This window comes from Rufibacter soli (assembly GCF_054781795.1).
Genome location: NZ_BAAGTS010000002.1, coordinates 400,187 through 418,354 on the forward strand (window position 1 = coordinate 400,187; position 18,168 = coordinate 418,354).

An 18,168-nucleotide genomic window follows, 5' to 3' on the forward strand; every position below is an offset into this window, starting at 1 on the left:
ACACTTTTACGATAGAATAACCCAAAAAGATAAATAAAAATTAAAATTTTTATATGGAATAAAGTGAATATTTCAATTTAACAATATATTATATCATTATTGATTTAATTGTCCTAATGACGGGTTTTATAGATTAGACCAAGGTAAAGGTAGGATCTAAAGTTGATGTAAAGTGTAACACGCTTATTTACAAGTGGTTGAGGAGGGTGCTCTATTTTGGCTATCCTAAGATCATAAGTGAAGATTGATCAATAGGAAGTAGAAAATACTTCACTCCTTTGGTAAAACTAGAAAGCTGAGCTTCTACAAGCTGGATATAGAAAAAAGTTAGGTGTGCTTTTAGCCGAATTGGCTGGCAACCGAAGAGGGAGGGGAAGGCTTTTTATTGATGAGCAACCCATAAATCAAAGGAAAGGGCCAAGCCCAGCCAAGGTCTCCTAACTGTTTGTAAAAAGAAAACCTCACCCTTGGAGGGGTGAGGTTCCTACTATTTCTTTCTGAAAAGGTTGGTTAGCTGTTTTTATCATACAGAGACTCCAGGGCTTCCGGCAGGTAGTTATATTCATAGGTAAAGCCAGTCTGCAGTACTTTGGTTGCGCTCACGCGGCTACCACCCAGTACTATCTCGCTCATCTCACCCATCATGAGCTTAAGCCCAAATGCCGGAATGTTAGGGAAAACCAAAGGCTTGTTCATTACTTTGGCCAGGGTTTTGGTAACCTCCTCATTGGTGGCTGGGTGGGGCGCCACCGCATTGTAGACGCCCTGCATGTGGCGGTCTTCAATGGCTTTGATAAACAGGCGGCACATGTCATCAATATGTATCCAGGACATGTACTGCTTTCCAGAGCCCAAGGCAGAGCCAGCCAGCATTTTAATAGGTTTGGCAATCTGGGGCAGCGCACCGCCTTTGTTGCTTAACACAATACCAATCCGGAAGATAACGGTCCTGATGCCCAGGCTATGCACCTGCCAGGAAGCGTTCTCCCAATGCTTGCAGACCTCAGCCAGGAAGTCAGAGCCGTAGCTGCTTTCCTCCATCATGAGTTTATCTCCGGAGTTGCCATAAATACCCACCGCCGACGAGGCCAGATAGCCTTTCACGTGGTGGGGCGTTTTCTCCAGGTATTGGCATAAGAGGTTGGTGCTTTGGACCCGGCTATTTAAAATATCCTTCTTGCGGGCAGCCGTCCATTTCTCACCGGCCACACTGGTGCCGGCCAAGTTAATGATGTAATCTGCGTATTTAATGGCATTTTCATCAATCTGCGCTTTGCCAATATCCCACTTAAAAGTTTTATAGGAAGCGTACTTATCAGGGGTTCGGCTCAGGTGGGCCACTTCATACCCGCTGTCAATCAGCATCTCTGATAAACGTGATCCCAAAAGTCCGGTACCACCGGCAATCAATATCCTTTCTGACATGCTGCTTTCTCTACAATCTAGGCGTGACCTACTTATACGGTTTTCTCTAAGAGGGGATGAAATGGCCCCGGCCCATTATAAAGTAGTGAAAAAGGAAACACCTGCCGCGTCTGAAAGATTCATCTGTCGCCTTGTTACTGCCGCTTTCATTTTTGGTTTCTGATGGCCTGCAGAAACTCCAGCCGGTAGGCTTCCTGCTCAAACAACCCAGAGTACTCAGAGGTGATGGTGCTGCTGGTTACGTCATTTACGCCCCGGCTCATCACGCACAGGTGATCTGCCTCTATGAGCACGGCTACGTTGTCTGAGTGGAGCACGTCACGCAGTTCCTGGGCAATCTGGCGGGTAAGGCGCTCCTGCACCTGCGGCCGGCGACCATAGTACTGAACAATGCGGTTCAGCTTGGAGAGGCCAATCACATGCTCATTTGGAATATAGGCCACGTGGGCTTTGCCAATAATAGGAACAAAATGGTGCTCACAGCTGGAGTACAGGGTAATATTACGCTCTACCAGCATCTGGCGGTACCCATACTTGTTCTCAAAAAGGCGGGCCACCGGACGGTTCTTGGGGTTGAGGCCGTCAAAGATTTCCTTCACGTACATTTTAGCCACCCGGCGCGGGGTTCCCTTCAGGCTGTCATCTTCCAGGTCAAGGCCCAGCAGCTGCATAATGTGGGAGAAATGGTGGGCAATGCCCTCTATTTTCTGGTCATCTGTGAGGTCAAACGCATCTGGGCGCAGGGGTGTATCTAAAGAACCAGCTACGTGCTCTTCTTCGGGATCTTCCTCATTCCAATCCCTTCTATCCATGGTATTCAACAAAGTTTCTTTCGGTTTCAAATAAGGTAACGGACAAGGCAAAGCTTTCCGGTAAGTGGGGGCGTAAACGCTGCCAGGTAATGATGGCTATATTCTCAGCGGTGGGATTCAGGTTTTTAAACTCCTCAGTGTCCAAATTTAGGTTTCTGTGGTCAAATTTATCTAAAATTTCGGCTTTTATCAGCAGGCTCAGCTTTTTCATATCATAGACATAGCCCGTGTCTGGGTCAACGGGCCCCGTTAGCTTAACCACCAGGGTGTAGTTGTGCCCATGGTAGTTGGGGTTGTTGCAAAGCCCAAAAACCTTCTGGTTCTGCTCCTCACTCCAGGCGGGGTTATGCAGCCTGTGCGCCGCGTTGAAGTTTTCCTTTCTACAGATGGTAACGTTCATGCAGGTTAAACCCTTAAGAGGGCGTTTTGGTTTTCAGACTTTTGCCGGCGGGTAAGCGATAGGCGCTGGAACCCGGCTACTTCTGTTTTTTTGCCTAATTTAGCGGTCTAATTACAGAGTAGCTTACCATGCGCGTAAAACGTACTAATTTTTGGGCCATCGCCCTGCTGATGGCTTTTTTGGGGTTTACCTCCAGTGCTCAAGCCCAACGGGCGAACGTAGAAGAAACTGAGCAGGAAGTCAATGCCATTAAATACAAAGGCCAAAGCCTGCTTATCCAGCTGGACACTAAAACCGTGGAGAAAGCCTGGGCTGCTTACCTGAAAGAGAAATCTGGCGGGGCGGTGAAAGGACCTTCCTTGCTGCCTACCGCCAAGGGGCAGGCCACCAAAGGCATTTACACCGTAGAGCAGGGCAAAATAGACACCATCACCAGTAACAACATTCGCATTGTTTCCAAAATTGAAGGAACCCGCGAGGGGACCAGGGTTTGGTGGACCTTTGACATGGGCAACGCTTACCTCAGCAAAAAGGAAACCGCCAAAGAGTGGGGCGCCGCTGAAGCACTCTTGCAGCGCTTCGCCCGCAATCTGTACCTACAGGATGTGCAGCAACAGATCTCAGACGCTGAAAAAGTAGTGGCCAACACCCAGGCAGAAGCAGACCGTGTGGTGCGACAAGCCGATGACCTTAAAAGCAAGGTGGCCAAAAACCAGCAGAAGAAACTGGACCTGGAGGCCGCCCTGGCCGCGAATGCCCAGGAACTGGAACAACTGAACAAAGACATTGAGAACAACCTTGCCCAACAGAAAGCCGCCCAGAAAGAGGTGGAGAAAATGCGCCACGCCGTAGAATTGGTGAAAGGCAAGCTGGACAAGGTGAAGTAAATTTTCTTTCTATAAAATGAAACAGCGGGGTCTGATGTTCCAAAACATCAGACCCCGCTGTTTTGAGGGTGTTTTTCTAAAAACGGGCTTAAAACGCCAGCGCGGGATTAATGCTTCCAGGAACCGAATTTGCCTGCCTGGTAATCTGCGTAAGCCTGGTGGATCTCGGCCTGGGTGTTCATGACAAACGGGCCCTGCGCCACCATTGGTTCTTTAAACGGCACCGCGTGCCCAAAAAGTAGAATACTGTCTTCAGAAGCCTCTACCGTAAGGTCCGTACCGTCATTATTAAACTCCACCAGGTTGCGGAACGCTACGGGCTGGCCGTTTACGGTAAGGGTGCCTTTAATAATATAGAAGAAGATGTTCCGCTCAGCGGGCACGGGTATGGTCAGTTTTGCGCCGGGCTGGAAATAGATAGTGCTTAGCAGAATATCAGAGAGGGTCTCAAAGGCGCCTTGTTGGCCGTTCCAGCTGCCAGAGACCAGATTCACGGTGACTTTGCCTTCGTCTACCGTGAAGCTGGGGATCTGTTCTTTCTGGAGGCCCTCATAGCGGGGCTCGGTCATTTTGTGTTTGGCCGGCAGGTTTACCCATAACTGCAGAATCTCCAGCGGACCGCCGTTTTGCTTGAACTCCTCAGAGGAGACCTCGGCGTGGATCAACCCGCGGCCGGCCGTCATCCACTGTACCCCGCCGGCCGTAATCACGCTCTCATGACTGCCCGAGTCTTTGTGCATGATGTCACCGGCCAGAATAAAGGTGACGGTTTCCATGCCGCGGTGCGGATGCGGCCCAAACGGCAAGCCCCGGTTATGGGGTTTGTACTCCTGATAGCCGTGGTGGTTGAGAAACAGAAAGGGGTCTATCTGTTGCAGGCTTCGGCTGGGTAGCGGTGAATAAGTGACCAGATCCGCGATAGGGGAATATTCGGCTTTATGGACTTTCTTGATGGTTCTCATGTAGGTGTTATTGGTGCCTTGCTATATACGCAGACAGACGAAGATGTGTAAACCGCGGTTTCCTGTAGGAAAGTGACTCCCGCCAATTTGCTATAAGAGGTATTTCTCTATGGCCAAAGCCACCCCGTCTTCCACGCTAGGGGTGGTCACTTCCTGAGCTACGGCTTTTACCTCTTCTCGGGCGTTGCCTACGGCTATACCCAGCCCCACGGCCTGCAGCATCTCAATGTCATTGTAATTATCCCCGAAGGCCATCACTGCCTCCAGCCCGAAATCATATTGGTGGGTAAGCAGTTTCTCCAGTGCCGAGGCCTTGGAAATGGATTTTGGGGCAATCTCCAGGTACGTGTTTTTAGACCGGTACACATGCAGCTGGTCATCAAAGGTCTGGGTGAGGTTTTGGTAGATGCGCTGGATTTCCTCTTCGGGGCCCATGCACATGACCTTGTGCGCCCCGGTGGCGTGGCGTTGCCACTCCTGCACCACCTGCTCAGTGGCGCCAATGGTGGGAGTTACTTTGGTGTTCCTGATTTCGCGCTGGGTCCAATGGTCATCTTGCGGGGCATGCCAGGCATCATTCTGGTAAAGGCTCACGTGCACGTCTGTGTTTTTGGCTAAGTCCTGAATATAGCTACACACCGGGGCCGGAATCTGGACCGTGTCCAGCACCTGCGGTTCCTGGGTGCTGTCCTCAAAGAGGAGCACGTACCCACCGTTAAAGCAGATCATGGGGTGGTTTAAAATGCCTAGCTGTTCCTGCAAATGCCGCATGGCACTGGGCATTCTTGACGAAGCCAGAATAAACGGCATGTGTTGGGGCAGGCGTTTAACGGCGGCAATGGTCCTTTCGGAAAGCTCACGGTTGCTGTCTAGCAGCGTACCGTCAATATCAGTGCAAATAGCGCGAATGTTCATCTTTGTAAGGGGAAGCGTCATGTTATTCAGCCAAAGGTACGGCAGTTGCCGCGTGATTTAGCAAAGAGGAAAGTGAAATGCGTTTTAGGCACGTTTTTCTAAAAACAGGCTCAAAACGCATTTTGTGTAAGACAGCCGCAAGATGTATTTTCTGTTAAACAGCCTCAAAACGAAACTCCGCTGAATAACCGCAGACTCCCCCCCTTGAGGGGGGCGGAGGGGGGTGTTTACAACGGAGAGCACGCATTGAATGGGTATCGGCACAGACGCTAGTAGGAGCTGCGCACACTACGAGGTCTTTTGAGCTAGCAGTATAGCGCTATTTTCCAAATTCCAACTCAGGACTCAAGACTCGGAACTCAGAACTCCCTTTCAAATTTCCCGCTTCTCCATCCCCAGAATCTCCCTGAAGGTTTCCTGGCCGGGAGTAAGGCGTTTCAGGTTTTCCAGGAGGGTAATGGACCGGTCAATTCTCAGTTGCGAGCTTTTCACGGCACCCACGTGCTGGATAATGTAGCGCTTCATGCCCGGCTTGAGTTGGTCAAAGCGGGCCTTACCCGCCTCATCCTGCTTAAACAACTCAGTGAGTTCCTCGGGTACGGGCGTTCCGTACTGGCTTTGGTCCTTGGCCAGAGACACGGCCACCGGACTGCCTAGTTGCAGGCCCAACTGTTTCAGGCGCTGTTTGGTAAGGGTGATGTAGCCCCGGCCCTGGCCCAGTGCTACAATACCGCCCTGGTAAGTGAGGGTATTGTTGACTGTTACCAGTAGCCGCACATTGAACTTGCCGCCCAATTCCTGCACTACCTCCGCCGGTATCTCAAGGTAGTGGGTGCCCATAAGGTATTCCAGCTTTCCTATGTGCGTGTTGAAGTGAAGGGGAGTCATGGCAGTTAGGTTAAGGTTAGGAAGGGAAAAATCCGTTTTGAGGCTGTTTTCTGAAAAACGGACCCAAAACGGATTTTAGATATTCATGCAATAATAATAGTTCTATGCTTCCTGCCGGAACGCTTTGAACTGGTTAATGAGTCCGTTGGTAGAGCTATCATGGCTGGTCACCTGCTCTCCCGAGGTCAACTCCGGAAGGATTTTCTTGGCCAGTTGCTTACCTAGCTCCACGCCCCATTGGTCAAAGCTGTACACGTTCCAGATCACGCCCTGCACAAAGATCTTATGCTCATACATGGCAATCAGGCTACCTAAGGTTCTAGGGGTCAATTGCTTAAACAAAATAGAGTTGGTAGGCCGGTTTCCTTCAAAGACTTTAAAGGCTTTCAGGTTTTCAATGTCCTGCTGGGTAGCGCCCTGCTGCTCCATTTCCTGAGTGACTTCTTCCTCGGTTTTGCCGTTCATGAGGGCCTCTGTCTGCGCGAAGAAGTTGGCCATCAATTTGGCATGGTGATCACCTATGGGGTTATGACTGAGGGCCGGCGCCAGGAAGTCACAGGGGATAAGCTTGGTGCCCTGGTGGATGAGCTGGTAAAACGCGTGCTGGCCGTTGGTGCCGGGCTCGCCCCAGATGATAGGTCCGGTTTGGTAGGTCACGGCCTCGCCGTTGCGGTCTACGTACTTGCCGTTGCTTTCCATATCGCCCTGCTGGAAGTACGCGGCAAAGCGGTGCATGTATTGGTCATAAGGCAGCAGGGCGTGGCTCTGCGCGCCATAGAAGTTATTGTACCAGATACCAAGTAAGGCCAGAATTACGGGCAGGTTCTGCTCCAGCGGGGCCTTTCTAAAATGATTGTCCATGGCGTGGGCACCGGCCAGCAATTCCTTGAAATTTTCAAAACCCACGGTGCAGGCAATAGACAAACCAATGGCAGACCACAGCGAGTAACGGCCACCCACCCAGTCCCAGAACCCGAACATGTTCTGGGTGTCAATCCCAAACTCGGCCACGGCCGATGCATTGGTGGAAAGCGCTACAAAGTGTTTTTTGATGTGCTCCTCATCACCGGCCTGCTCTAGGAACCAGCTGCGCGCGCTGTGGGCGTTGGTCATGGTCTCCTGGGTGGTGAAGGTCTTGGAGGCGATCATGAAGAGCGTAGTCTCCGGGTTGATCTTTTTGAGGGTCTCGGCAATGTGTGTGCCGTCTACGTTAGAGACAAAATAGGTGGTGATGTTTGGTTTCTGATAGGCTTTGAGGGCTTCAGTGACCATGACCGGGCCCAGGTCAGAGCCGCCAATGCCTATGTTCACAATGGTGTTAATGGGCTTGCCGCTGTAGCCTACCCAGGCGCCGTTCACTACGGCATTGGAGAATTTCTCTACCTGCGCCAGCACCTCGTTCACCTGGGGCATCACGTCTTTCCCGTCTTCCAGAATAGGCGTTCCCGACAGGTTGCGCAGGGCCACGTGCAACACGGCGCGATCTTCGGTGAAGTTGATTTTCTCGCCGGTGAACATGGCCTCTATGGCCTGCTGCAAACCGCACTCTTCGGCAAGCTGCACGAGCAGTTGCACCGTCTCCTGGTTGATTCTGTTTTTAGAGTAATCCAGCAGAATGTCTTCAAAAGTGACGCTGAATTTCTCAAACCGCTGCGCGTCTGCCGCAAACGCATCTCTTAAGTGCTGGTCTTTGGTTTGCGCGTAATGCTGCGTCAGTTTTCCCCAGGCTTGGGTGGTGGTAGGATCTATAGATGGAAACATGCGTGAGTTCTTTAAATCAATAATAAGAAGGGCGAAGATAGGGATTGTGCGTAGTTTAGGAAACCGTTGGCGAAAGTATGGCCATACCAAAAGGAATGGAGTACCTGTTTTAGGCCCGGTTTTTATAAAACAGGCTTAAAACGCCTTTACCTGTTTACAGTGCCCATTTCTGGATCAGTTGATCAGCGTAGGCTTCGTCTTTCCAGCCTACCAGGCGCGTGGGTGTGCGGGCATCTACATTCAGATACCACTGTTGCAAAATGCTCTTGACCGCCGGGTAACGCGCTGAGAAATCACTGTAAGAGTTAGGCGAAATGGTCTGCTCACTGGGCCGGGCCGGCACACTTACCACCACATGCCGTAGCTCCCCACCGCTTTCTAGAATCAAAACGCCCACGGGCAGAATCTCCAGCACCGTGCCTGGCTCTTTCTGGTTGCACAGCACCATTACGGGCACCGGGGCGGCGGGTCTTCCGGTCACGGAGTCAACCAGGGTAGAGGGAATAAAGCCTTCATTGCCGGGGTAAGGAAGGAACTCTAATTTGCGGGGTTGTCCGGCTTCCAGTTGCGGCACAAACTTCTTTTCCTGCTGGTCATACACCTGCGGAAGCGTAGACCCAGAGGGTGTTTCTATGACTGCCTGCCACTGCTTGCTTTCGGCAATGGCCGGTAACTCCTGATAACTGGTGGAACAGCCTGCAGCGGAAAAAAGCGCCAAAAGCACCAGCAAAGGGCGCCAGGCTTTGAAGAGGGTCGGTAGCAAGAACGTGGACATGAGAAAAGGACGTGTTTTGAGCCTGTTTTCTCTAAGTTAGGCTAAAAACAGCACTTCATACCAACCAAATCAGGAGAATCAGCTTCAATTTTTAAGGCTAAGACCAGAAATATTTTCAAGGGCCTTTAGGAAGACTACCTATCCTTCCTGACCACTCCCAAAGAACTCCGAAATCAAGCCGTCATGGCCTTTACTCCTACCATTAAAACCTTCGTTCCTCAGGGAACATATGAAACCGTCTCATTCTCTCAATCTCTCAATCATTCAATCACTCAATGTTATCTACTGCATCTCGTCCAGTAACCGGAAAGGATTTAGTTTCTGCAGGTTCACGGAGTACCGGATGCTGCGGGTAAAGTCTTTAAAGCTTTTGGGGAGGTTATCTGCGTAATTGCTGCCGGCCACCGGGAAGAACACGCGCACTGCCTGGTTCAGGAAGGTCCATTGCAGGCCAGTACCATAAAACAGTCTGTCTTGTTCCTGCACACGTCCCAGGTCCAGATAGGCCGCCAACGGGATGACCGGCAAATCGGCGGTGAGGTTAAGGGTGGCCATCCATTCTTTGCTCACTATCGGCACGCCGTTGCGGAAACCACCGTCCTGGCGGTCAGTTTGCCGAATAGTGGCCGGGTTGCCGGAGCTGGGCGTGAACATGTCCTGGCGGTTGAAGAATGGCGTCTGTTTCAGGTAATCGGGGCTGCCGGCCAGGCCCAGCACAAAGAGGTCTTGGGGCGGTTGGTTACCCGTCATCATCCCCCAGAAGCCGCGCACCCTTATTTCCTTGTCTTCTTGGTATTTCCGCCAGGTCTCCACAGCAAAACGAAGCCTTAGAGGGTTATAGGAAGTGAAGCCCTTTTCAAAAAGGATTACCGGAGAGGAGGGAATCAACCGGTACCGGAACATGGTGGCGTCTACATTAACCTGGGTTCCAGTCAAAGCGTTTTCCGCCAGAAACTGGTAGGCTACGCGGGGCGCCTCCAGGTCTGGCAACTGGTCATCTAAAACAATGTGGTAGGCCAGGGAAAGCTGCTGGCGCGGCGTTTCTGGGGTGTGCAACCGGTTGTGAAAAGTAAGGCTGGGCGTGTAAACCTTGAAGGAAGCAAACCGTTGGGCCTGCACCCCCAGGTCTACTTTCCTGAGGAAGCCCTGCGAAGGAATCCGGAACCGGACATCGGCTAGACCCGTCAGGCGCTTACTCCCGAAGCCGTACATAGGCATGACCAAGTAATTGAAGGTATGCTCGGTGAGGAAGGAATTATAGAAGGCGGCGCCCACCTGCAACTTGTCTATGCTATTATAGCCAGCCGTAGGAGCCCAGAAAAGCTGTTTGCGGTCGGTGCGGTCCACGCCGGCCAGCGGCTGCAGGTGCAGAGGCTCGGCTTTGGGGAACAGGCGGCCCAAGCGGTATTGGTTGTCACGGCGGTCCAACTCCGGGAACAGGTAGGCGGGGTCCAGTACTATGCGGTCAATGCCCGGGGCGGTAAAGCTGACCGTCTGCTCCCGTTGGCCGGGCTTGGTCCAGTGAGATTCCAGAACTTGCCCCTCGGCGTTGAGCGTGGCTACCTGCACGGGCAAGGCCAGCTTTCCGGTCTGCGTGACCACCACCTGCGTTTCATGGGCAGAAGGATAAACCGCCTTCAAATGCGCATCAGGAATGGTGGTGGATGGCAGCAGCTCCTGGAAAAACCAGCCCAAAGGCTCTCCAGTAGATTTTTCCAACGCCGCCTGCAAGTCCTTGGGGGCCGGGTGCCGGAACTGCCATTGGCGGTAATATTGGTGCATGGCACTATCCATTCGGGCCGTGCCTAGGTACTGCTCCAGATACAAAAACAGCTGGGCGGTCTTCAGGTAAACGCCAGTACCGTAGTTTAAGGTTCTGAACTGGGCAGCCGGGGAGGTAATAGGTTGGTCCAGCCCACGGCTCGCCGCCGAGAGATAGGCCGGGGCATCAATAGCGCTGGGCGGAAGGTCATCCACGGAAAACAGTTTGCCAAAAAAGTTCTGGTTCACCTCACTGGAGACCATGCCCGCATACGGGTTGCGCTTGGCCTTGGTCCTGAACTCATAGTAAGAATTGATGCCTTCGTCCAGCCAGGGATGCTCGCGCTCATTGCTGCCCAGGATACCGTAAAACCAGTTGTGCCCTACCTCATGGATAATAGCGGCCGGTTCGGTCACGGTCACCATGGGGTACTCCATGCCCGCGCCCGCGCTTAAGGCCGCATCTACGGCCGTGGCCTGGCTGTAGGGATAATCTCCTAGCCACAGGGAGTACTGGTACACCGCGTCATTGATGTCTTGCACAGATTTCACCCATTCATTGGCGTCTTTGTTGGTGAACAGCAGCCAGGTAGTCACCGCCCGCTTTGAGTAGGGGAGCGTTACCTCGCTTTTGAGCACGTTAAAGCGCTTGTCAGCGAACCAGGCAAAGTCATGGATGCGGTCTTGCTTGTAGTGCAGGGTCTTGGTGGCCGTGGCCGAGGGCGGAAAGGCCAGATCCTCCGGGTTGAATTCTTTTCTGGCGGCCGTAACCTGAGCCAGGCTATCCAGGCGAGCCTGTTCAGAGGCGTTTTGCAATACCCCGGTAGCGCCTACGGTGTAGTTAGCGGGCAGGGTAATGCGCACGTCAAAACTCCCGAACTCAGAATAGAACTCGCCCTGGTCCAGGTACGGCATGGGGTGCCAGCCGTCCTTATCAAACACCGCCGGCTTGGGGTACCACTGCGAAATCTGATACGATTGCCCCACGTGCCCCAGCCGGGAGAAAGAATCTGGCAACTTCACCTGGAACGGCGTGCTGATCATGATGCGGGCACCCGGCGCCAGGGGCTGGTTCAAGGTAAGCTTCATGATGTCTGGGTTCTTGGGGTCCAGCGCCCATTTCACCGGCTGCCCGTTTACCTTGAAATCCAGGCCTGAGATAGAACCCCGGGCCTGCTTAGGGGCGAAGTGGAATTCAGTTTCGTTGTTCAGTAACTGTTGTTTGGCAAAGGCAGTAGTGCGGTCCGGATACGCGTTGGGCCACAGGTGGAAGTACAGGAACGTGAGCGTCTCGGGGGAATGGTTCACGTATTCCAGCTGCTCAGCGCCCGTGAGGGTATGGTTCTGGTCGTTGAGGGCGACTTCAATTTTGTAATTCACTTCCTGCTGCCAGTATGGTTGCTGGGCTAAGGCGAAAAACGGAAACAGGATCAGTAGAGAAAGAATAAACCGGCGAGGCATCATCAGCAGAAAGATTTGCCTGAAATTACGATTATTAGAGCTAGGGGCAATCCCTTGTGGTTGCCCTTTGCATTTATTGCCGCCAAAGGGCCTGGAGAAAAGAGAGGCCAAGCACGGCCCGGTTTGAAGTGTTTTTGCCCTGTTTCTCAGAAATAATGCTTAAAATAGGATGGCGAAACTTCCCACTCATCCTAACCAAACAACATGAACGCATTCCAAAAATGGGCATCGGCGGCAGCGCTGTTGGCTCTTACCCATACTGCTCAGGCCCAAACCAACAACCTGCACGCCCAGATTGACTTAATGGCGAATAAATTGGAGCCTAAGGTCATCCAGTGGCGCCGCGATTTCCACCAGAACCCTGAGCTTAGCAACCGTGAGGTCAAAACGGCCGAAAAGATTGCCAAACACCTCAAAAGCCTGGGGCTGGAGGTGAAAACCGGCGTGGCCAAGACGGGCGTGATAGGTATTCTCAAAGGCGGCCAGCCAGGGCCCGTAGTAGCTCTGCGCGCCGACATGGACGCTTTGCCCGTGACCGAGCGCAACAGCCTGCCGTTTGCCTCTAAAGTGCGCACCACCTTCAACAACCAGGAGGTAGGGGTGATGCACGCCTGCGGCCATGATGCGCATGTGGCCATGCTCATGGGCGTGGCCGAGGTGCTGAGCAGTATGAAGAAAGACCTGAAAGGCACGGTCAAATTCATCTTCCAGCCCGCTGAGGAAGGCTCGGCTCCCGGGCAGGTGGGCGGCGCGAAGCTCATGGTGCAGGAAGGCGTGCTGGAAAGCCCCAAGGTAGACGCTATTTTTGGGATGCACATTCGGTCAGATGTGGAAGTGGGCACCATCACCTACCGCCCGCAGGGCATGATGGCCAGCTCAGATAATTTCAAGATTACCGTAAAGGGCCAGCAGGCGCACGGCGGTACCCCCTGGATGGGCGTGGACCCTATTGTAACCTCCGCCTATATTGTGACCGCCCTGCAGACCATTGTGAGCCGCCAGTTGGACGTAACTAACGCCGGCGCGGTTGTGACCGTGGGGGCCATCAACGGCGGCGTGCGCGCCAACATCGTGCCCAGCCAGGTAGAGATGATTGGCACTATCAGGGCCCTGGACGTGCCCATGCAACAGCAGATCCATGAGCGCCTGAAGAAAACCGTCACCAGCATTGCCATCGGGGCCGGGGCTACCGCCGAGGTACAGATCCAGGAAATGACCCCGGTCACCTATAACCACGAGAAACTCACCGCACACATGCTGCCCGCGCTCCAGCGCGTGGCCGGGCAAAACCAGGTAAAACTGACCAAGCCCGTGACCATTGCCGAAGACTACGCTTACTTCCAGCAGAAAGTGCCGGGGCTATACTTATTCCTAGGCGGCATGCCCAAAGGGCAGGATCCCGCCAAAGCGCCCTCGCACCACACCCCAGATTTCTACATTGACGAAAGCGGCCTGAAGCTGGGTGTGAAAGCCATGTCGGCTTTAGCTCTGGAATATTTAAATAACCCCCTGAAGTAGCGTTTTGAGGCCATTTTCATGAAAACGGCCTCAAAACACAGGACCGCCTTACAGGAAGAGACTTTTTTTTGTAGCTCCGGCAGAAGTCCGCTTCAGGCGTATTACCCATAGAGTTAACGTATTTACTTATACCCGTTCCCAATTTTGAAACTAGCATTAGTTACCTATGAGGCCATCAACAGCTATGGCTCAATAAGCAGCGCCGAAGATGGCCTGCTCACCGATTTCTTAAAAGCCAAAGGCCTGGATATTACCCCTGAGGTGTGGGATAACCCAGACGTGAACTGGCAGCAGTATGACCTGGCCATCTTCAAGTCGCCCTGGGATTATTTTGACAAGTTTGAGGCGTTCCGGGCTTGGTTGGACCAGATGGAAGCCCAGGGCCTCCGCTCCTTGAACCCCCTCTCCATTGTGAAATGGAACGCAGATAAGCATTACCTGCTAGAGGTGGCTGCGGCCGGCCTGCCCATAGTGCCCACCGCCTTGCTGAAGAAAGGAACTACCGTGCACCTCCATGAGTATTTTACCCAGTTCCAGACCGAGAAGCTGATTATCAAGCCCAGCGTGAGCGGCGGCGCGAAGAATACCTTTATCGTGCCCCGGGAAGAAGAAGAGCTCGCCATTCCCAGGCTGCAGGAATTACTGGCGTCAGAGGATTTTTTGGTGCAGCCGTTCATGCCGCAGATTCAGGAAGAAGGGGAGTGGTCTTTCCTTTTCTTCAACGGCAAGTACAGCCACTGCCTGCTCAAGTCTGCCAAGCCCGGGGATTTCAGGGTGCAGCATTTCTTCGGGGGAACCATTCACCCGCAGGAGGCGCCGGCGCACTTGTTGCCCCAGGCCCAGCAACTAGTGGACCAGTTCGCCAAAGGCTGCCTCTATGCCCGCGTAGACGGCGTGGCGGTAGGCCAGGAACTGCAACTGATGGAGCTGGAACTGATTGAGCCCTTCCTGTTCCTTCACACCAACCCCAACGCCCTGGAAAACTATTACCAGGCCCTGACGGAGTTAATGTAAGGATTTGCCATTAGCAAAAAAGGAGCTTCCGTTTTAGGCCTGTTTTTTGAAAAACAGGCCTAAAACGGAAGCTCCTTTTTTGCTGGGGATTCTTGAAGTAGAGGCAATCCCTTGTGGTTGCCCAAAAGCTTAAGCAAACGTATCAGGGCAACCACAAGGGATTGCCCATACATTTCCCGCAGGACTTTGCTCAGGTTTACCCAAACAGGTTAATGCTCATGCCGCCGTCTACGGCAATGCACTGCCCGGTAATGTAGGCCGCCGCCGGCATGCACAGGAAGGCCACCGCAGCCGAGACATCTTCGGGGTTACCGATGGTGCGGGTAGGCGTGCGGCTCAACACGCTTTCCAGGTATTCTGTGTTCTGAAGCACCTGCTCCGCCAGGGGCGTTCTGATGTACCAGGGAGCCACGCAGTTCACCCGTATGCCGTCAGGAGCCCACTCGCCGGCCAGGTTCTTGGAGAGTTGGATTAAGGCCGCCTTGGTCATGCCATAGATGGCGCCCGTGCGCACATGCCCCAATCCCGCCACCGACGACACATTCACCACGTTGCCCTGCACGGAGGCCTTCAAGAAAGGGTGCGACAGCCGGCAAAGCTCGAATGCCGAGGTGAGGTTGGTCTGCAGTAGGTAATGATATTCCTCGGGGGTATACTCGCCTATTTTACGGCGGATGTTGGTGCCTACATTGTTCACCAGAATGTCCAGCGCGCCCCAAGTGTTTTCCACCAACTGGAGGAGGTTGTGGCGGTCGGCGGGTTGGCTTACGTCTGCCACCATGCCCGAGGCCAGCAAGCCGCGGCCGCGCCATTCGGCTACCGCCTGGTTCACTTCCAATTCTTTGCGCGCCACTATCAGGACCTCGGCGCCCAGGTTTAATAACTCTTCCGTTATAGCGGCCCCTATGCCTTTGGTTCCTCCGGTCACCAAGGCCTTGCGGCCCTCTAAACTCCAACGGTTATTCTGCATTTGTTCTTAATAGAAGAAGGTAGAATGAAAAAACAAGTGTACGCAAAAATTGAGAGATTGCTCATTGGGTTATTGCTGATTGTTCAATTGCTGATTGCTCCAGGGTTATTTACTGATGAGAAAAGTAGGAGGGAGCCTGCCTTACTGTTAGAGCCCAAATTTCTTTGGTAAGTTGGGTTACACCTGAAGAAAAAATAACAATCAACAATAGAGCAATCAACAGTCTGCTAAGGGAAACGAAAAAAGCCGATCGGTGAGGATCGGCTTTTTGAAACTATAGGAAAAACTGTCTTTTAAAAGACTAGCTTCTTTTTTCTTTGATACGGGCAGCTTTACCAGAAAGGCCTCTCAGGTAGAACAGACGGGCTCTTCTAACTTTACCTCTGCGGATTACCTCAATTTTCTCAATGTTTGGAGAAAGAAGTGGGAAAATACGCTCGGTCCCGATTTGGTTAGACACTTTTCTTACAGTGAAAGTCTCGCTTACACCAGAGTTTCTGCGTTGCAATACCACGCCTTGGAATTGCTGGATACGCTCTTTGTTACCCTCACGGATTTTAACGTGAATGTTCACGGTATCGCCAGCAGCAAAAGTAGGAATAGAGGCACGCTTATCTGTGTATTCCTGCTCTACTAATTTAATTAAATCGCTCATGACTATAATATAGTGTCTATTTATCTGCAAAATTCGGAGTGCAAATATAGACGTTATTTTTGTAATTGTAAATCAGTCAGTACTTTTTTTATTGTCGGCCAGTAAATCTGGCCGCAAATGCTTGGTCCGCTTAATGGCCTGCTCAAATCGCCACTCCTCTACTTTAGGCGTATTGCCAGACAAAAGAATGTCTGGTACGGTATGCCCCTCAAAGTCAGCGGGTCTTGAATAAACCGGAGGCGCCAGCAGGTTGTCCTGGAACGAGTCTGAAAGCGCACTGCTCTCGTCATTCAACACACCCGGTATAAGCCTGATCAAGGAGTCTGCCAAGACCGCCGCGGCCAGTTCACCGCCAGACAAGACATAGTCACCTATGCTGATCTCATGGGTGATGAACATGTCCCGCACGCGCTGGTCCACGCCTTTGTAGTGGCCGCACAGAATGATCACGTTCTCTAGCAGTGACAGCCGGTTGGCCATAGGCTGATTCAGCGTCTGGCCGTCTGGGGTCATGTAGATTACGGCGTCATAGGTACGCTCGGCCTGTAGTTCCCGTATGCAGGTGGCAATAGGCTCAATCATCAAGACCATACCGGCGCCTCCGCCGAAGGCGTAGTCGTCTATCTGGCCATGCTTGTTGATGGCGTACTTGCGTAGGTCATGCAGGTGCACTTGCACCAGGCCTTTGTCCTGGGCTCTTTTTAGAATAGAGTGGTCAAAGGGGCCGGTGAGCAGGTGCGGCTGGCAGGTGATGATATCAAACCGCGTCATCGTCCTCTTCTTCCTCGCCGGGCAGGGGCGGTTCTTCCAACTGGCGGTTAGAGGGTTGGGTATAGACTTCCAGCAGGCCCTCAGGCAGGTTCACGTAGATCTTGCGCTCCTCTTTGTTGGTGCGCAGCACAATCTCGTCCTGCACCGGAATGAGCACCTCATGGCCCTGGTAGTCCATAGCCAGCAGATCCTGGTTAGGCAGGTCAAAGAAGGTCTGCACCGTGCCCAGTTCGCCCAGGTTCTCGTCTACCACCGTGTAGCCAATCACCTCATGGAAGTAGAATTGATCTTCTTCCAGCTCGGGCAGTTGGTTTAATGGGAGGTAAATAGCGGTGCCTTTGAGTTTCTCGGCATCGGCCACGGTTTTCACATCTTCAAACCTGATGATGCTGCGGCCGCGGTCTTGCGGGTTGAGGTCATCAATGAAAAAAGGAACCAGCTTCCCGTTGATTAACAGGAAAACTGATTCCAATTCATCGTACTCTTCCGGAAAGTCAACGTCAAAAAACGCGACTACCTGGCCTTTGGTGCCATGCGTCTTCATTATGTACCCCAGCTGAAAGCAGGCGTCTAACGTCATGGCCGGTAAAATTAAGCTTGAGCTTCTTCAGTAGCGTCAGCGGCAGGAGCCTCAGCAGCACCTTCAGTGGCTTCGCCTTCGGCAGCCGGAGCTTCTTCTTCTACTGCTGCAACTGGCTCAGGCGTGTTTTTCAAACGGATAGCCTCTGCACGGGCAGCGTTTACTTTAGACTCAGCCTCCAAAGCAGCTTTTTGCTTAGCAGCTTTGTCAGAACCTAATTTCTCTACTTTGCCAGTGATTTTAGCGTCTTTGGCAGCTTTCCACTCTTGGTAACGGCTGTCAGCCACTTCCTGAGTGATAGCACCTTTGGCAACACCAATCTGCAAGTGTTTTCTGAACATAACACCGGTGTAAGAAAGCATGGCTTTCACGGTGTCAGTTGGTTGCGCGCCTTTCAATACCCAATCCAACGCTTTGTCTTCGTTGAAGTTGATAGTGGCAGGGTTGGTTAATGGATTGTAAGTACCCAGTTTCTCAATGAAACGACCATCACGTGGTGAGCGGGCATCTGCAACTACGATATCATACATCGCAGCTTTCTTGCGGCCTCTGCGGGCCAGTCTGATTTTAACAGCCATAGTAAACTTTGTTAAAGCGCCGGAACCCGTCCGGC

17 protein-coding genes are annotated in these 18,168 nt (G+C 52.5%); 3 read left to right on the plus strand and 14 right to left on the minus strand.

The features are described from left to right. Positions 1-510 precede the first annotated feature (510 nt). The 3 genes from ACYVJQ_RS03700 to ACYVJQ_RS03710 all read right to left on the minus strand — a co-directional run bounded on the left by ACYVJQ_RS03700 (position 511) and on the right by ACYVJQ_RS03710 (position 2,637). A complete protein-coding gene (locus ACYVJQ_RS03700) occupies positions 511-1,425 on the minus strand; it encodes a TIGR01777 family oxidoreductase (protein ID WP_460891709.1) in 915 nt (304 codons plus the stop codon). 146 nt (positions 1,426-1,571) lie between these two features. Continuing rightward, positions 1,572-2,237: a GTP cyclohydrolase I FolE gene (gene folE / locus ACYVJQ_RS03705; RefSeq protein WP_460891710.1), complete on the minus strand. Its 666-nt coding sequence runs from the start codon at positions 2,235-2,237 to the stop codon at positions 1,572-1,574. Continuing rightward, positions 2,230-2,637, minus strand: coding sequence for a 6-pyruvoyl trahydropterin synthase family protein (locus ACYVJQ_RS03710; RefSeq protein ID WP_460891711.1), 408 nt, complete (start codon positions 2,635-2,637; stop codon positions 2,230-2,232). Before ACYVJQ_RS03710 ends, folE begins: the two co-directional genes overlap by 8 nt. Before the next feature lie 128 nt (positions 2,638-2,765). Here ACYVJQ_RS03710 and ACYVJQ_RS03715 point away from each other — a divergent pair, with 128 nt between their 5' ends. Beyond that, on the plus strand, positions 2,766-3,524 hold the full coding sequence (locus ACYVJQ_RS03715; protein ID WP_460891712.1) for a DNA repair ATPase: 759 nt from the start codon (positions 2,766-2,768) through the stop codon (positions 3,522-3,524). 107 nt (positions 3,525-3,631) lie between these two features. Here ACYVJQ_RS03715 and ACYVJQ_RS03720 read toward each other — a convergent pair whose 3' ends face one another. The 6 genes from ACYVJQ_RS03720 to ACYVJQ_RS03745 form a co-directional block, all read right to left on the minus strand. Continuing rightward, complete coding sequence (locus ACYVJQ_RS03720; protein ID WP_460891713.1) at positions 3,632-4,486, minus strand: pirin family protein; 855 nt, start codon at positions 4,484-4,486, stop codon at positions 3,632-3,634. A gap of 90 nt (positions 4,487-4,576) precedes the next feature. Continuing rightward, a complete protein-coding gene (locus ACYVJQ_RS03725; RefSeq protein WP_460891714.1) occupies positions 4,577-5,401 on the minus strand; it encodes a Cof-type HAD-IIB family hydrolase in 825 nt (274 codons plus the stop codon). 372 nt (positions 5,402-5,773) lie between these two features. Continuing rightward, positions 5,774-6,289, minus strand: a complete 516-nt coding sequence (locus ACYVJQ_RS03730; RefSeq protein ID WP_460891715.1) for a YdeI/OmpD-associated family protein — start codon at positions 6,287-6,289, stop codon at positions 5,774-5,776. A 102-nt stretch (positions 6,290-6,391) separates the two neighbouring features. Continuing rightward, entirely contained in the window at positions 6,392-8,050 is a 1,659-nt protein-coding gene (gene pgi, locus ACYVJQ_RS03735; RefSeq protein WP_460891716.1) for a glucose-6-phosphate isomerase, read from the minus strand. Positions 8,051-8,204: 154 nt separating this feature from the next. After that, positions 8,205-8,825 (minus strand): inorganic diphosphatase, encoded by a 621-nt coding sequence (locus ACYVJQ_RS03740; protein ID WP_460891717.1) that lies wholly within the window; start codon positions 8,823-8,825, stop codon positions 8,205-8,207. Positions 8,826-9,107: 282 nt separating this feature from the next. Then, on the minus strand, positions 9,108-12,050 hold the full coding sequence (locus ACYVJQ_RS03745; RefSeq protein WP_460891718.1) for a M1 family metallopeptidase: 2,943 nt from the start codon (positions 12,048-12,050) through the stop codon (positions 9,108-9,110). Between the two features lie 201 nt (positions 12,051-12,251). On the opposite strand from ACYVJQ_RS03745, the gene ACYVJQ_RS03750 reads away from it, so the two are divergent. Together ACYVJQ_RS03750 and ACYVJQ_RS03755 are read left to right on the plus strand one after the other, a co-directional pair. Next, a complete protein-coding gene (locus ACYVJQ_RS03750; protein WP_460891719.1) occupies positions 12,252-13,565 on the plus strand; it encodes an amidohydrolase in 1,314 nt (437 codons plus the stop codon). A gap of 144 nt (positions 13,566-13,709) precedes the next feature. Then, positions 13,710-14,579, plus strand: a complete 870-nt coding sequence (locus tag ACYVJQ_RS03755) for an ATP-grasp domain-containing protein (protein ID WP_460891720.1) — start codon at positions 13,710-13,712, stop codon at positions 14,577-14,579. Between the two features lie 196 nt (positions 14,580-14,775). Here ACYVJQ_RS03755 and ACYVJQ_RS03760 read toward each other — a convergent pair whose 3' ends face one another. From ACYVJQ_RS03760 to ACYVJQ_RS03780, 5 genes are all read right to left on the minus strand, one after another. Further along, a complete protein-coding gene (locus ACYVJQ_RS03760; protein ID WP_460891721.1) occupies positions 14,776-15,549 on the minus strand; it encodes an SDR family oxidoreductase in 774 nt (257 codons plus the stop codon). A gap of 301 nt (positions 15,550-15,850) precedes the next feature. Beyond that, entirely contained in the window at positions 15,851-16,204 is a 354-nt protein-coding gene (rplS, locus tag ACYVJQ_RS03765) for a 50S ribosomal protein L19 (protein ID WP_460891722.1), read from the minus strand. 72 nt (positions 16,205-16,276) lie between these two features. Beyond that, positions 16,277-16,975, minus strand: a complete 699-nt coding sequence (gene trmD / locus ACYVJQ_RS03770; protein ID WP_460891723.1) for a tRNA (guanosine(37)-N1)-methyltransferase TrmD — start codon at positions 16,973-16,975, stop codon at positions 16,277-16,279. After that, positions 16,962-17,555 carry a ribosome maturation factor RimM gene (rimM, locus tag ACYVJQ_RS03775; protein WP_460891724.1) on the minus strand — a complete coding sequence of 198 codons (594 nt, stop codon included), beginning with the start codon at positions 17,553-17,555 and terminating at the stop codon, positions 16,962-16,964. The genes trmD and rimM overlap by 14 nt, the downstream gene beginning before the upstream one ends. A gap of 11 nt (positions 17,556-17,566) precedes the next feature. Continuing rightward, positions 17,567-18,133 carry a 30S ribosomal protein S16 gene (locus ACYVJQ_RS03780; RefSeq protein WP_460891725.1) on the minus strand — a complete coding sequence of 189 codons (567 nt, stop codon included), beginning with the start codon at positions 18,131-18,133 and terminating at the stop codon, positions 17,567-17,569. Positions 18,134-18,168 lie beyond the last annotated feature (35 nt).